Genomic DNA, 15221 nt, shown 5'->3' on the forward strand with positions numbered 1-15221 from the left:
GGTTATCGTACTTCCGGCCGGCGGACGCCCGGCGCCTCGCGCGATCCATGCGCACCGAGGCGCCAAACTTCGGGCAGCCGCCGATCTATGTGACATTTGCGCCGAAATCGATCCGGCGCTTATATAATCAGTCGTCAGACGACGATATAATAAAAATGCAGGATTTCCAGCGATCTTTCAAACAAGGAGCGTTTTCGATGGCTACACCACTAGCATCCGCGGCACCGCCACGACGCGCTCGCAATCTTGCCGAGTTCGTCGTCAACTACGTCACCGAGCAGATCTCGGCCAACGTGTTGAAGCCGGGCGACAAGCTCCCGACCGAATCCCAGTTGATGAACACGCTCAGCGTGAGCCGCACGGTGATCCGCGAGGCGATCTCCCGCCTGCAGGCAGGCAAGATCATCGAGACGCGGCACGGCATCGGCAGCTTCGTGCTCGAGCCGCAGCGCGAAAAGCTCGGCATCGACATGGTGCCCGCCACCACGCTGCGCGACGTGCTGTCCATTCTTGAGCTGCGCATCAGCCTCGAAACCGAATGCGCCGGTCTCGCCGCGCAACGCGCAAAACCGGACGACCTCGCGCGCATGCGTGCCGCGCTCGACGCGATCGAAGCCACGCGCCACAACGGGCTCGACAGCGTGGACGCCGACCTGCAGTTCCACATCTCGGTCGCGCGCGCAACCGGCAACCGCTATTTCGTCGACATCCTGTCGCAGATGGGCAGCGCGCTGATTCCGCGCAACCGGCTCGACTCGGCGGGCATCGCGCGCGCCGATCCCGATGCGTATCTGTCGCTCGTGAATCTCGAGCATGAAAGCATCCTCGAGGCGATCAGCCGGCACGACGCCGAAGGCGCGCGCGCGGCGATGCGCATGCATCTGTCGAATAGCCGCGAGCGGCTGCGTCGCGCCAACGAAGTGAGCGAAGCGAACAGCTGATTTTCGCGAAGCACGCGGGCGAAAAAAATGGCCGGGAATCTCCCGGCCATTTTTTTATCTTGCGATTGCGTGCGCCCTTCCGTTCGATGCGCACCCGGCCGAGCGGCCCGGCGCGCATCCGTTCACGACGCCGTCACGTGATCAACCGCGCGTGAGTTCGCCATCGCGACGACGCCACAGTTCCAGCGGGTTGCCGTCGGCCAGCGTCTGCGGCAGCAGCTCGGCCGGGAAGTCCTGATAGCACACCGGACGCAGGAAGCGGTCGATCGACGTCGTGCCGACCGAGGTCGCGCGGCTATCCGACGTTGCCGGGAACGGGCCGCCGTGAACCATCGCGTGGCACACTTCGACGCCGGTCGGGAAGCCGTTGACCAGAATCCGGCCGGCCTTGCGCTCGAGAATCGTCACGAGCTTCTTCGCGCCCGCCACGTCGGCGCTGTCCATCTGCAGCGTCGCGGTCAGCTGGCCGGCGAAGTGCTCGGCAACCTTCAGCATTTCCTGCTCGTCCTTGCAGCGAATGATCGTCGACGCCGGGCCGAACACTTCGTCTTCGAGCACCGGGTTCGCGAGGAACGTCTGCGCGTCGGTCACGAACAGCGCTGCGCAAGCCTGAGTCGGGCCGGTCGCGGCGACGCCGCGTGCCACGACTTCGACGCCCTTCGTCGCGGCCAGCTTGCCTTCACCGTCCTCATACGCGGCGTGGATGCCCGAGGTCAGCATGGTCTGCGCCGGCTTTGCCGCGAGCGCTTCCGATGCCGTCGCGACGAAGCCCTTCAGCGCGTCGCTGTCGATCGCGATGGCGAGGCCCGGGTTCGTGCAGAACTGGCCCGCGCCGAGCACGAGCGAGTCGACGAAACCGCGCGCGATGCTGTCGCCGCGCGCCGTGAGGGCGTTCGGCATCAGGAACACCGGGTTGATGCTGCTCATTTCGGCGTAAACCGGGATCGGTTCCGGACGTGCCGCCGCGACGCGCATCAGCGACGTGCCGCCCGCGCGCGAACCGGTGAAGCCGACCGCCTTGATGGCCGGGTGCGCAACCAGCGCCTCGCCGACCGAGTTACCCGCGCCGACGATCATCGAGAACACGCCTTCGGGCAGATCCATTTCCTGCGCGACGCGCTGGATCACGCGACCGACCAGCTCCGACGTGCCGAGGTGCGCGCGGTGCGCCTTCACGACGACCGGGCAGCCTGCGGCCAGCGCCGCAGCGGTGTCGCCACCGGCGACCGAGAACGCGAGCGGGAAGTTGCTCGCGCCGAACACCGCGACCGGGCCGAGCGCGATCTTCTGCATGCGCAGATCCGAGCGCGGCAGCGGCTTGCGATCCGGCAGCGGCGAATCGAGCGTTGCGTTGAGCCACTGACCCGCGCGCACGGTTTGCGCGAACAGCTTCAGCTGGCCGGTGGTGCGGCCGCGCTCGCCTTCCAGACGCGCCTTCGGCAGACCCGATTCAGCCATCGCACGTTCGATCAGCTCGTCGCCGAGCGCGGTGATGCCGTCCGCGATACGATCCAGAAACTCGGCACGCACGGCGAGCGGCAGTTGACGATAGGCGTCGAACGCTTGCTGCGCGAGCGTACAGGCCTGCTCGACGTTTGCGACAGTGCCGCTGCCGAACACCGGCTCGGCAATCTCGGAACCCGTGGCAGGATTGAACGCGCGCAGCGGTTTTTCTTCGCCGCGCACTGCTTTGCGACCGATCAGCATTTCACCGGTAATAGGCATTTTGGCTTTCCTTGAATGAAGGCTTAAGATATAGGTCATCCTACAACATTGCGGGGGCTCCATGCAACCCGAAACGCTTGTTGGACAGGGATATTCGGGTTTACTCGCCCGTTACAACGGAGGTCCACGATGCTAATCTGCGGTTAGTCATACGACGACTTATAACCTTGCGTTCCGCGTGGTTTTTGACAGTCGTCGAAGCCTTTATCCCGATCCATCGCAGTTCGAGGAGACACCGCATGCCCGCCGTCACGCCTTACGAATCCCTGCCCAACCGCTTCCGACGCGCGGTGCGCGAGGGAAAAACCCAGATCGGCTGTTGGGCTTCGCTCGCCAGCCCGATCGCCACTGAACTGCTGGGCACGGTCGGCTTCGACTGGATGCTGCTGGACGCCGAACACGCGCCCAACGACGTGCTCACGCTGATCCCGCAATTGATGGCGCTCAAGGACAGCGGCAGCGCACCTGTCGTCCGACCACCGGCCAACGACAGCGTCGTGATCAAGCGTTTTCTCGACAGCGGCTTCTCGAACTTCCTCGTGCCCTTCGTCGACAGCGCCGACGACGCCGCCCGCGCGGTGGCGTCGACGCGCTACCCGCCGCAGGGCATCCGCGGCGTGTCGGTCGGCCATCGCGGCAACCGCTATGGCACCGTGCCCGACTACTTCGCGCTCGCCAACGACAACGTCTGCGTAATCCCGCAGATCGAAAGCCGCAAGGCGGTCGAGGCGATCGACAGCATCCTCGCGGTGGACGGGATCGACGCGGTCTTCATCGGCCCGTCCGACCTGGCGGCGTCGTATGGCCACCTCGGCAATGCGAACCATCCTGACGTGCAGCAGGCGATCGCGCATGTGTTCGAGCGCGCGCAGGCGGCCGGCAAGGCGAGCGGCATTCTCGCGCCGGTGCAGGCCGACGCGGAACGTTATCTGTCGATGGGCGCGCGCGTCGTCGCCGTCTGCGCGGATATGGGGCTGCTCAAGGGCGCCGCGCAGGCGGCGCAGAAACACTTCATGCAGAAACCGGCGGGCGAGGCTTGAACGCGGCCGCCATGACACTTTCGGAGCATTCCATGCAAAAAGCAGGCTTTATCGGACTCGGCATCATGGGCAAGCCCATGGCCGCCAACCTTCTGAAAAACGGCGTGTCGCTCGCCGCCTTCACGCGTAGCGGCGTGCCCGCCGAACTCACGCAGGCCGGCGCCGTCGCATGCGAGAACCCCGCCGCGGTCGCCGCGCACGCGGACGTGATCTTCGTCATGGTGCCGGACACGCCGGACGTCGAACGCGTGCTGTTCGGCGAAAACGGCCTCGCGAGCGCGCTGCGCGCCGGCCAGACCGTCGTCGACATGAGCTCGATCTCGCCGATGGCGACCCGCGACTTCGCGGCGCGCGTGCGCGAAACCGGCGCCGATTATCTCGACGCGCCGGTATCGGGCGGCGAAGTCGGCGCGAAGGCCGGCTCGCTGACGATCATGGTCGGCGGCGAACAGGCCACGTTCGACAGCGTCAAGCCGTTGTTCGACATGATGGGCAAGAACGTCACGCTGATCGGCGCGGTCGGCGCGGGTCAGGTGTGCAAGGTCGCCAACCAGGTGATCGTCGCGGCGACCATCGAGGCAGTCGGCGAAGCGCTGCTGCTCGCGTCGAAGGCCGGTGTCGATGCGGCGCGCGTGCGTGAGGCGCTGATGGGCGGCTTCGCGTCGTCGCGCATTCTCGAAGTGCACGGCGAGCGCATGACCAAGCGCACGTTCGATCCGGGTTTCCGCATCGAACTGCACCAGAAGGACCTGAACCTCGCGCTGTCGACCGCGCAGGCGCTCGGCGTGTCGCTGCCGAACACCGCCACCTGTCAGGCGCTGTTCAACGCGTGCGTCGCGCACGGCGGCAAGGCGTGGGATCACTCGGCGATGGTGCGCGCGCTCGAAGTGCTCGCGAATCACGAGATCGGTCAGAAGACCGCGTAAGCGTACGATCGCACGCGGCTCGAAGTTACGCCGCTGCGTTTGCTCCGGGTTGTCGATGGAGTGGACGCAGCGGCGTTTTTGCGTGTGCGTGCGGCGTTGTACTGGGCATTGCGCGCGGCGCGTCGAGCGCATGGCGTTCTCGCGACAATAGTCTGGACTGCTGGGGATATCGCACGTTGAACTTGCGCTACGGAGCTACGGATCCACCGAGCCACTGAACCAACACCCCGCCCAACAAAAAAGAGGCGGCGCCCATTTCAGGCACCGCCTCTTCCCACTTCAACTGCCGGTCAAACCCACCCGAGCCGACCCATAACGCGTTTTACTTCGCAGCCGCCGCATCCGGCGCCGCCCAGATCGGATCCGGCATCTTCTCCGAGCTCCTGGCCATCAGGCAGACCACGACCGCGGCAATCAGGTCGAACACCGCCAGCACGACGAACAGCGGGCTATAGCCGATCTGCGTGACGAGCACACCGAACAGCGCGGTGAACGCCGCGGCACCCAGATAGCCGGCCATGCCGCCCATACCCGTCGCGGTCGCGACTTCGTGTTTGCCGAACATATCCGACGTGATCGCGTACAGCGCGCCCGACAGCGTCTGGTGCGCGAAGCCGCCGACGCACAGCAGCGCCACCGCCATGTACGGGCTCTCGACGAGACCGATACACGCCGGCCCGATCATGAACAGCGCACCGACCACGAACACCATCTTCCGCGACGTGAACAGCGATACCTTCGCGTACTTGTGGAACAGCGGGCTCAGATAACCACCGAGCACGCAGCCGATATCGGCGGCGAGGAACGGCATCCACGCGAACATCGCGACTTCCTTCAGGTTCATGTGACGCTCGGTCATCATGTACAGCGGAATCCACGCGTTGAACGTTTGCCAGGCCGGTTCGGACAGAATTCGCGGAATACCGATCGCCCAGAAATCGCGGCTCACCAGCATCGCGCGCCAGCTGCGCTTCGGCGTGTTGATGTCGTCGTGATGCTTCGCTTCCTGGCCGCTCAGAATGTAGTCGCGCTCGTCATTGCCGAGCAGCTTCTGGTTGCGCGGATGCTTGTAGATGAGCATCCACAGCACGCTCCACACGATGCCCGCGACGCCGACGATCACGAACGCGAGTTGCCACTTGCCGTGAAACAGCGCCCACACGACGAGCGGCGGTGCCAGCAGCGCGCCGATCGAAGAGCCGATGTTGAACCAGCCGATCGCAACCGAACGCTCCTTCGCGGGGAACCATTCGCTCGTCGCCTTCACGCCGGCCGGAATACCGGCCGATTCGGCGAGACCGAGGATACCGCGGAACACCGCGAGGCTGCGCCAGCCCGTCGCCCATGCAGCCGCCGCACAAGCCACCGACCACGCCAGCGCGAACACCGCGAAGCCGATCTTGGTGCCGATCGTGTCTAGCACGAAACCGGCGACCGGCTGCATGAACGCATAGCAGAGCTGCCACGCCACGACCACGTGCGAGTACTGCTCGGTCGTGATGTTGAGCTCCTTCATCATCGTCGGTGCCGCGACCGACAACGTGTTGCGCGCCAGGTAGTTGATGATCAGGCCGGCCGCGACCAGCGCGACCATCCACCAGCGAATACCCTTGATCTTCATTGCCACTTCTCCTCGTGATGCATTGCCCGTCGAATCGACCGGGACTTAAGCCTTGCGCGAATAGTCGATGCCGACGAAGCTACCGCCCTGGTAGCGCTGGCACAGTTCATCGAGCGGATTCGGGCGCGACAGGATGTCTTCGGCGTAGTCCTCGGCGTTCTGCTTCGGCTCGTAGCCGAGACGCGCCGCGCCGCTGTTGTCCCACCAGCTGCGCGTATTGGCCGACACACCCCAGATGGTCAGGAAGCCGACGTCTTGCGCTTCGATGCAGCGATCGAGGAAATGGAACAGGTCCTTGTGGCCGAACCAGGTGCTCAGGTGGCGCTGCTCGGTCGGACGCTCGAGGCAGCTGCCGATACGCACGCACACGCTCTCGATGCCGTGCTTGTCCCAGTACATGCGAGCGAGCGCTTCGCCCCACACCTTCGACAGGCCGTAGAAGCCGTCCGGGCGCAGTTCGCAGTCAAGGCTCAGATGCTCGGTGACCGGATACATGCCGATCGCGTGGTTCGAGCTCGCGAACACGATGCGCTTCACGCCGTTGCGGCGCGCGCCTTCGTAGACTTCGACGAGGCCGCGCAGGTTGTTCTCGATGATCTCGGGCAGCGGACGCTCGACGCTCGTGCCGGCGAAGTGGATCAGCACGTCCACGCCATTCAGCAGACGGTCGACGACCGCCGGATCGCGCAGGTCGCCGTTCATCACGTCTTCACCGTCGACGAGCGGCGTCAGCACCTTGGAGCCCGCGGCCGAGCGCAACGGCACGCCGCGCGCGACGAATTCAGCACGTACCACGGAGCCGAGCTGGCCGCCGGCGCCACTCAGGGCAATCTTCTTCATAAAGGGGTTCCTTTTACTGCGCCGCGCGCGAGGTCTACAAAGGACAGACAGAGGGTTTGAGCGGCTGGCGGATCGCGCTGCGCGCGTCGCATAACACACTCAAGTTGTACGATAACGTACTATCGGCGATGAACAAGCGGATTTCAACTCCGCATTTACCCTTAAATTACCGCAGGCAAATTCCGTAGCCCTTTAAAAAACAACGAGATGCGAACGTCGAGTTCATGTGACATCGTATAACTCAAGGCGGCTTTTTTTGTTCCGCGAGTGCTTCGCCTGACGCCGGGGGGTCCAACGCGAGCGGCGTGCATGTGCCGCCCGCGCCGTCAACAGATCACATCATTACGTTACCGGGCGCTCAGGAGCCGATGAATTCGAGCAGGTCGGCATTGACCTTGTCGGCCTCGACCGTGCACATGCCGTGCTGGCCGCCCGGATAGACCTTCAGCGTCGCGTTCTTGACGATTTGCGCGGTGCGTCGGCCGGCTGCGTCGATCGGCACGATCTGGTCGTCGTCGCCGTGCAGCACCAGGGTCGGCACGTCGATCTTCTTCAGATCTTCGGTGTAGTCGACTTCGGAGAACTGCTTGATGCAGTCGTACAGCCCCTTGATCGAGCCGGCCATGCCTTGGCGCCAGAACGAATCGATCACGCCCTGCGACACCTTCGCGCCCTCCCGGTTGTAGCCGTAGAACGGCACGGCCAGATCCTTGAAGAACTGCGAGCGATCGTCGGCGACACCCTTGCGGATGCTGTCGAACACATCGATCGGCAGGCCGAGCGGATTGTCGGCAGTCTTCAGCATCAGCGGCGGCACCGCGCCGATCAGCACGGCCTTCGCGACCCGCCCCGTGCCATGCCGGCCGATGTAATGCGCGACTTCGCCGCCGCCCGTCGAATGGCCGACCAGCGTCGCGTCCTGCAGGTCGAGATGTTCGATCAGCGCGGCGAGGTCGTCGGCGTAGGTGTCCATCTCATTGCCGTCCCACGGCTGCTCCGAGCGGCCATGACCGCGCCGGTCGTGCGCGATCACGCGAAAGCCCTTGCTGCCGAGAAACAGCATCTGTGCATCCCACGCATCGGCGGTCAGCGGCCAGCCGTGGGAAAACACGACCGGGCGACCCTTGCCCCAGTCCTTGTAGAAAATCGAGGTACCGTCTTTCGTCCTGATCGTGCTCATCTGCTGACTCCTTGTCGATGAAGTCTGCCGTCGCCGGCAGGTGGATGAAGCGGAAGCTGCTCACGAAGCATGCGCGCGACGCATGACAGAACGCCGTGCGAATTCGGCAATGAATAACGGCAACTACGGAAACAGCCGCAAATATCTGGGCAAGACATGGCGTGGCGAAAACCGGCACAGCGGCGCGGCAATGGCATGGAGAGAAATGCCGCCGTGGAATTACACCGCCAATGACACCATCAATAACGCGGCAAAACGGCTAACGCAAATGCAGCGAATACCAAACGAATCGCGAACGGCTAATGCGCGACGAATAATGAAGAGAAAAAGCTGAAACGGCCAGGCGGCAGCGTGCATCGTAAAAGCAAAGAAATCGCCCGACTAGCGCGCGAACCGATGAAGTCGGTTTGGATGGATCGATTGTCGGCTGGCGACGGACGACGGCCCCCCATCCCTGCCGCGCAAGGCCGTGCGAAACGCCTTGTTGCAGCGCGGTCGATTGACGCAGCCCACGCCGCGACGCACGCAGGACCACGCCTCAGCTGCAAAAAGAAACTTGATGCCCATCAACGGCTTGCCCGATCAATAGGCGTATTCCGTATAAAACAACGCGGTTTTTTGACGCACATCGCAGTGCAACACTTTTTGATTCGATCCCCTACTCTTGCGCCATCTGCCCAGCGCAGTGCGCTCCGACATCGGTCGACGCGCGTAAGTCCGCTCACGCGGCCATCACGCACAACAGGATCATGAACTTCGCACTATCGGCATTCGATCTCGCGCGCATTCAATTCGCGTTCACCGTTTCTTTTCACATCGTCTTCCCCGCGCTCAGCATCGGTCTCGCCAGTTTCATCGCCGTTCTCGAATGGCGTTGGCTAAAAACCGGCAAAGCCTACTACAAAGATCTTTGTCTGTTCTGGTCGAAGATCTTCGCAGTGGCCTTCGGCATGGGCGTCGTCTCCGGCGTCGTGATGAGCTATCAGTTCGGCACCAACTGGTCGGGCTTCTCGAGTTTCGCCGGGCCGATCACCGGCCCGCTGTTGATGTACGAGGTGATGACCGCGTTCTTTCTCGAAGCGGGCTTCCTCGGCATCATGCTGTTCGGCTGGCAGCGCGTGAGTCCGCGCGCGCACTTCGGTGCGACGCTGATGGTCGCGCTTGGCACGCTGATCTCGACCTTCTGGATTCTCGCTTCCAATAGCTGGATGCAGACGCCGCAGGGCTTCGAGGTCGTCGACGGTCATGTCGTGCCGCTCGACTGGTTCAAGATCATCTTCAATCCGTCGTTCCCGTACCGGCTCGCGCATATGGCGCTCGCCGCGTTCATCGTCGCGGGGCTGGTGGTCGCGGCGGTCGGCGCGTGGCATCTGCTGCGCGGACGGCGCGACCCCGCCGTCAAGAAGATGTTCTCGATGGCGCTGTGGCTGCTGTTGATTCTCACGCCGATCCAGGCATTCGTCGGCGATCAGCATGGCCTGAACACACGCGAATATCAGCCGGCGAAGATCGCGGCGATCGAAGGCTTGTGGGACACCGAAAAAGGCGGCACCGCGCTGAACCTGTTCGGCATCCCCGACATGAAGGCCGAAACCACGCGCTACGCGGTATCGGTGCCGCACCTCGGCAGCCTGATCCTCACGCATAGCTGGGACGGCGAAATCCGCGGACTGAAGGAATTTCCGCCGCAGGACCGGCCGGATTCGACCGTCGTGTTCTGGAGCTTCCGCATCATGGCCGGACTCGGCGTGCTGATGATCGCGATGTCGATCGCGGCCTGGGTCTTGCGCCGCCGTGGGCGCCTGTTCGAAGCGAAGTGGTTCCAGCGGCTGTGCGTCGCGATGGGGCCGAGCGGCTTCATCACGCTGCTGGCCGGCTGGGTCACCACCGAAGCGGGCCGTCAGCCGTGGGTCGTGTATGGCGTGATGCGCACCTCGCAGGCGGTGTCGCCGCTGACCACGCAGCAGGTCGGTCTGTCGCTGATGACGTTCGTGGCCGTCTACTTCCTCGTGTTCGGCACCGGCATCTACTACATGCTGAAGCTGATGCGCTCGGGTCCGGCGCTTCCCGGCGGCAAGTCTCACGACACACCGCACGGCCTGCCGCAGCCGCTGCCCGCGCAGACCGCACGCCGCCCGCTGTCCGCCGCCGATCAGATGATCGACGCCGTCTAACCCGCACTTCGAGAGCAAGAAAATGGACGTAACCGTCGTATGGGCCGCGATCATCGCGCTGGGTCTTTTCATGTACGTCGTGCTGGACGGCTTCGACCTCGGCATCGGCATCGTCTTTCCGTTCTTCCCCGACGAAAAGGAACGCGACCTGATGATGAACACGGTCGCGCCGGTGTGGGACGGCAACGAAACCTGGCTCGTGCTCGGCGGCGCCGCGCTGTTCGCGGTGTTTCCGGTCGTCTACTCGACCGTGCTGTCGGCGCTCTATCTGCCGCTCGTGTTCATGCTCGTGTGCCTGATCTTTCGCGGCGTGTCGTTCGAGATCCGCGCGAAGTCGCGCCGCACGAGACATTTGTGGGACCTCGCGTTCATCGGCGGCTCGGCGGGCGCCGCGTTCTTCCAGGGCATCGTGCTCGGCGCATTCCTGCAAGGCATTCCGGTCGCCGATGGCGCCTATGCCGGCGACGCGTTCGGCTGGCTCACGCCGTTCAGCCTGCTGACGGGCCTCGGGCTCGTCGCGACCTACGCGCTGCTCGGCTGCTGCTGGCTGGTCGCGAAGACCGAGGGCGATCTGCAGCGACGCCTGCATCGCGTGGTGTGGCCGCTGACGCTGGTGCTGCTCGGCTTCATCGCCCTCGTGAGCCTGTGGACCCCGCTGATGGATGCGGGCATCGCGCAACGCTGGTTCCATGACGGGATCTTCTACCGTCTGTTGCCGGTGCCGTTCCTCGTCGCGATCTGCGCGTTCTGCATGCATCGCGCGGTGCACGCGCGCCATCACAACACGCCGTTCGTGCTGGCGCTGGCGCTCGTGCTGCTCGGTTATCTCGGGCTGCTCGTGAGCCTGTGGCCGTATGCGATTCCGTCGAGCATCACGCTATGGGAAGCCGCAGCGCCGCGCACCAGCCAGACCTTCACGCTGGCCGGCGCGGCGGTGATCCTGCCGATCATCGTCGCCTATACGACGATGAGTTATTGGGTCTTTCGAGGCAAGGTGAGCCATGGCGACCAACATCACTATCACTGAGACGCCGCGCGCCCGCACAGCGGCGCCCGCTGCCGCTGCAACTGCGGCAAAGCGCAGCCGCACACTGCCGGGCTGGCTCTGGTTCATCGCGCTATGGTGCTTCGGCGTGGCCGCCGCAATGTCGCTCGGTTTCGCTTTCAAGCTTCTGATGAATGCGACGCTGTTCGCGGTCAGATAGCGGCCCGCGAACCCGTGTCGATCTGGCATGCATAACCCCCCGGATCGCGCGGGAGCGCTTCAAAAAAGGCGCACGCGGCTCGTCTACGTAGCAAGCCGGAACCTATGCGCGGGAGACCTGCCTTAACATCACGAAGCGCATCGAACGATGCCGGCAGCCGGCCACGCGCGTCGCCGCTCAGCGAAGCGGCGCGCGGCACGGCAAAGGGAGCGGGACCCCGGCGGGTTGGAACGAGGCCGGATGCGGCGGTGAGTGCGACACTTCATGCGGCGAGAACCGAGGCGACGATTTCGGCTTCGACCGCGGAGTCAAGAACAGCACGAATCGCGGCATCGAGGAACGGCAATCGGATCGGCTCGTCCGGGGTCCCGAGTATCGACCAAGAAGCGCGGAAGACCGGCCATGATGCGTGTCATGAGTACCGCAGTTAATAACGCTGCAAGTGCGCACCCCGCTACGGCGAAATGTGCAACGGCGGCAGCCCTCAACGGACAGGCTCGACTCGCGGAGACATCATGAAGTTTCTTGTAGCCGACGACCATGAACTGATCCGGCAAGGCGTCAAAGGCATGCTGCGTGGCTTTGATCCCGACGCCCAGTTCGACGAAGCCGACAGCTGGGAAACCCTTGCCACCGCCGCGCGCCCCGACGCGAATCACGATCTGGCGATCGTCGATCTGCATATGCCGGGCATGAGCGGCGCGACCTCCCTCGAATCGCTGCTGAAGGCGAATCCGGCGCTGCCGGTCGTGGTGCTGTCCGCGGAGGAATCGCCCGACGAGATGCGCGCGGTGCTCGCGGCCGGTGCGCTCGGCTTCGTGCCGAAGCGCCAGCCCGCCAGCGTGATGCTGAAGGCGATCGAACTGGTGCTGTCCGGCGGCGCTTATGTGCCGATGGAAGCGCTCAGTCTGCTTGGCTCGCGCGACACGCAGGCGGCCGGATGCGTGGCGGCCGACGCGGGTGGATCGGCAGGTGTGCCGGCCGCGAGCGCCGCCGCGCAAGCCGCCCGCGCGTCGGCTCCCGGCACCGTCGCACAGACCGAGCCGGTCACCCAGGTGCCGTCGCTGCAACCGCACCAGCAGCATCTGCTGGAGAACCTGTCGCCGCGTCAGCAGGACATCATGCGGCTCGTGCATCGCGGCTGGACCAACAAGATGATCGCGCGTGAACTCGGCGTCGCCGAAGGCACGGTGAAAGTACATCTGTCGGTGATCTTCCGGGCGCTCGGTGTGCACAACCGGTCGACCGCGATCGCGGTGATCAATGGATGGCTGGAGGCGGGCAAGACGTTGTAGCGCTTTCCCCGGCGCCGCGCCGACGCTTGTCGTCGCTTGTCGTCGTGCCGTTTCTTGCGGCTTCGGCCGGCGGCGGTCTGCATCACCGCCGGCCAACCCCTCTCTGTTCCCGCCGCTAAGGCTGCGTTTCGCTTTGCGCCCCTGAGCCCGCTTCGGTTTGCGGCGCAGTCTGCGGCGCTCCGGCCGTCGCGGACGACGGCGCCCGGTCCGCCTCTTCGGCCCCTTCCCCCAACACCACCGCGCCCGCCGGCCGCCCCTTGTCGAGCTCCGCCTGCTGCCACAGCATTTCCAGCGTGCGCCGCAAGCGCGCCGGCGTCACCGGCTTGTGCAGCACCGGAATCCCCTGCAACGCGAGCGCCGCCAGCTCCGGCGATGCCATATCGCCGGTGATCAGCAGCGTCACCACATTGCCGTGCCCCTGGCGCGCGAGCGCACCGCGAATCGCGCTCAGCGCCTGCGCGCCGGTGCGGTGATTGGCGAGCTGGTAGTCGCACAGCACCGCGTCGGGCACGAAGCCTTCCGCGAGCGCGGCGAGCGCGCCGGCTTCGTCGCGCTCGCCGCGCACGTCGCAGCCCCAGCGCTCGAGCAGACTCGCGAGGCCTTCGAGGATCGACGGCTCGTCGTCGATGCACAGCACGCGCCGCCCCTGCGCGGCCGGGCCGCCCGCGACCGAATCGTTCAGACTCGCGACGATGCCGCTCGCGTCGCCCGCCTGCACCGCGAAGCGGAACACCGAGCCGCGCCCAGGCGCCGAGCGCAGTTGCAACTCGCCGCCGAGCAGGCCGACGAGCCGCCTGACGGTCGGCAGCCCGAGCCCGTGCCCCTGGCGCGCGTCGCGCTGCGGATTCTCCACCTGGTAAAACTCCTCGAAAATGCGCTCGTGCTCTTGCGGCGCGATGCCGACGCCCGAATCGCGCACTTCGATATAGCCGCCCGCCAGCCGCCCCGCGCGTCGGAAGCCGAGCCAGATCGCGCCTTGCTCGGTATAACGCACCGCGTTCGACAGCAGATTGCTCAGCACGCGTTCGAGCAGCACCGGATCGTCGTAGACGACGATCGAAGTCGGCGCGATGCGCAGCGCGAGCCCCTTCGCCGCGGCCTGCGGACGATACTGGCTACCGACCCGCTCGAATAGTTCGGAGAGCCGGAAGTGCAGCCGGATCACCTGAGTGACGCCGCTTTCGAGCCGGGCGAGATCGAGCACCTGGTTGAACAGCTGATTGAGCGCCTCGACGTTGTAGACGATGTGCCCGGCCGTCTTCGCGTGCTGCGCGGGCGTCGCCGCCGGGTCGTTCAGCGATGCCGCGAGCAGGCCGATCGCATGCAGCGGCTGGCGCAGATCGTGGCTTGCCGCCGCGAAAAAGCGCGTCTTTGCGAGGCTCGCTTCTTCGGCGAGGCGCTTTTGCGCGGCCAGCGATTCCGCCAGGTATTGCTGATCGACACGCGCCTGCACGACCTGGCGAAACAGCTTGCGATAGCTCATCGCGTAGACGTTGATCGCGACGAAGAAGAACGCGAGCACGATCGCGAGAATCGTGCGATCGAAGGTGTGCGAGCCGAAATGCAGCACGATCGACGGCAGCAGCAGAAACGGAATCGACGTCGAAAAATTGAGGAGATCGAACCCGTTCGACATGAACACGCCGGCCGCGAGCGTCACCAGCAGCACGGTATGCAATAGCGGCAGATCGGTCTGCGGACTCTGGAACGCGAACCACACCGCGAAGCCCGGCCCGCTGTAAAGCAGCACGCCGCGCAGCGCGTGCAGGTAGATCCAGTCCCGCGGCGAGACCAGCTGCGGATAGCGGCGATTGCAGATCCACAGCGCGAGGCCCGCGCAATTGGCGAGTGCATAGAAAGCAAAGCACGCGATAAACAGCGGCGGCGCCGGCACATGCGGCCAGTAGATCGCCACCAGCACCGCGATCGAAAACCAGTGCGAAAAGAACGCGATCGGATCCTGCGCGTAGAGCACGCGCACGAGGTCTTCGTCGATGGCACGCTGGATCGGGTCGGCCCGCATGGGGCGGTCTCCTCTGTCGATCGGAGCGAGCGCTCCGGGGAAACCGCGGATCGACCCGGGCGACCAGACGCGCCGCCCGCGCGGTTCATTCTATGGGGAATGCCGACTCTTCAGACGAATCGTCAGCAATCCGTCAGAAGGTTTACCCGGGAGTTTACCCATCAGCTAACACTTAATCCATATAGGCGAAGGCGTTGACGCGAACCATACTGCATTCACGTTTCAGCGCGGCATTTCAGCCACCTTCCCTC

The 15221-nt window shown here is 64.8% G+C and carries 13 protein-coding genes; 8 read left to right on the forward strand and 5 right to left on the reverse strand.

Features of this window, described 5'->3' with window-relative positions:
• Positions 1–197 precede the first annotated feature (197 nt).
• Positions 198–941, forward strand: a complete 744-nt coding sequence (locus EVC45_RS24850) for a FadR/GntR family transcriptional regulator (protein ID WP_129960884.1) — start codon at positions 198–200, stop codon at positions 939–941.
• Positions 942–1082: 141 nt separating this feature from the next.
• Here EVC45_RS24850 and EVC45_RS24855 read toward each other — a convergent pair whose 3' ends face one another.
• Positions 1083–2666, reverse strand: coding sequence for an aldehyde dehydrogenase (NADP(+)) (locus EVC45_RS24855; RefSeq protein ID WP_129960885.1), 1584 nt, complete (start codon positions 2664–2666; stop codon positions 1083–1085).
• Positions 2667–2905: 239 nt separating this feature from the next.
• Here EVC45_RS24855 and garL point away from each other — a divergent pair, with 239 nt between their 5' ends.
• On the forward strand, positions 2906–3706 hold the full coding sequence (gene garL, locus EVC45_RS24860) for a 2-dehydro-3-deoxyglucarate aldolase (RefSeq protein ID WP_129960928.1): 801 nt from the start codon (positions 2906–2908) through the stop codon (positions 3704–3706).
• 11 nt (positions 3707–3717) lie between these two features.
• Entirely contained in the window at positions 3718–4632 is a 915-nt protein-coding gene (locus tag EVC45_RS24865) for a 2-hydroxy-3-oxopropionate reductase (protein ID WP_129960886.1), read from the forward strand.
• A gap of 322 nt (positions 4633–4954) precedes the next feature.
• On the opposite strand, the gene EVC45_RS24870 is transcribed toward EVC45_RS24865, so the two are convergent.
• From EVC45_RS24870 to EVC45_RS24880, 3 genes are all read right to left on the reverse strand, one after another.
• Complete coding sequence (locus EVC45_RS24870; protein WP_129960887.1) at positions 4955–6253, reverse strand: MFS transporter; 1299 nt, start codon at positions 6251–6253, stop codon at positions 4955–4957.
• Between the two features lie 45 nt (positions 6254–6298).
• Positions 6299–7093: an NAD(P)-dependent oxidoreductase gene (locus EVC45_RS24875; RefSeq protein WP_129960888.1), complete on the reverse strand. Its 795-nt coding sequence runs from the start codon at positions 7091–7093 to the stop codon at positions 6299–6301.
• A gap of 358 nt (positions 7094–7451) precedes the next feature.
• Positions 7452–8273 (reverse strand): alpha/beta fold hydrolase, encoded by an 822-nt coding sequence (locus EVC45_RS24880; protein ID WP_129960889.1) that lies wholly within the window; start codon positions 8271–8273, stop codon positions 7452–7454.
• Positions 8274–8355: 82 nt separating this feature from the next.
• Between EVC45_RS24880 and EVC45_RS24885 the strand changes: the two genes are divergently transcribed.
• From EVC45_RS24885 to EVC45_RS24905, 5 genes are all read left to right on the forward strand, one after another.
• Positions 8356–8607, forward strand: coding sequence for a hypothetical protein (locus EVC45_RS24885; protein ID WP_129960890.1), 252 nt, complete (start codon positions 8356–8358; stop codon positions 8605–8607).
• Positions 8608–9022: 415 nt separating this feature from the next.
• Complete coding sequence (locus tag EVC45_RS24890; RefSeq protein WP_129960891.1) at positions 9023–10447, forward strand: cytochrome ubiquinol oxidase subunit I; 1425 nt, start codon at positions 9023–9025, stop codon at positions 10445–10447.
• Between the two features lie 22 nt (positions 10448–10469).
• Positions 10470–11474 carry a cytochrome d ubiquinol oxidase subunit II gene (cydB, locus tag EVC45_RS24895; protein ID WP_129960892.1) on the forward strand — a complete coding sequence of 335 codons (1005 nt, stop codon included), beginning with the start codon at positions 10470–10472 and terminating at the stop codon, positions 11472–11474.
• A complete protein-coding gene (locus EVC45_RS24900; RefSeq protein WP_129960893.1) occupies positions 11449–11652 on the forward strand; it encodes a hypothetical protein in 204 nt (67 codons plus the stop codon). Before cydB ends, EVC45_RS24900 begins: the two co-directional genes overlap by 26 nt.
• Positions 11653–12167: 515 nt before the next feature.
• Positions 12168–12947 carry a response regulator transcription factor gene (locus EVC45_RS24905; RefSeq protein WP_129960894.1) on the forward strand — a complete coding sequence of 260 codons (780 nt, stop codon included), beginning with the start codon at positions 12168–12170 and terminating at the stop codon, positions 12945–12947.
• Positions 12948–13062: 115 nt separating this feature from the next.
• Here the strand turns inward: EVC45_RS24905 and EVC45_RS24910 are convergent, their stop codons facing one another.
• Positions 13063–14970, reverse strand: coding sequence for a hybrid sensor histidine kinase/response regulator (locus tag EVC45_RS24910; protein WP_129960895.1), 1908 nt, complete (start codon positions 14968–14970; stop codon positions 13063–13065).
• Positions 14971–15221 lie beyond the last annotated feature (251 nt).

The sequence above is a fragment of the Paraburkholderia sp. UYCP14C genome, assembly GCF_004197395.1.
Lineage (GTDB): Bacteria > Pseudomonadota > Gammaproteobacteria > Burkholderiales > Burkholderiaceae > Paraburkholderia.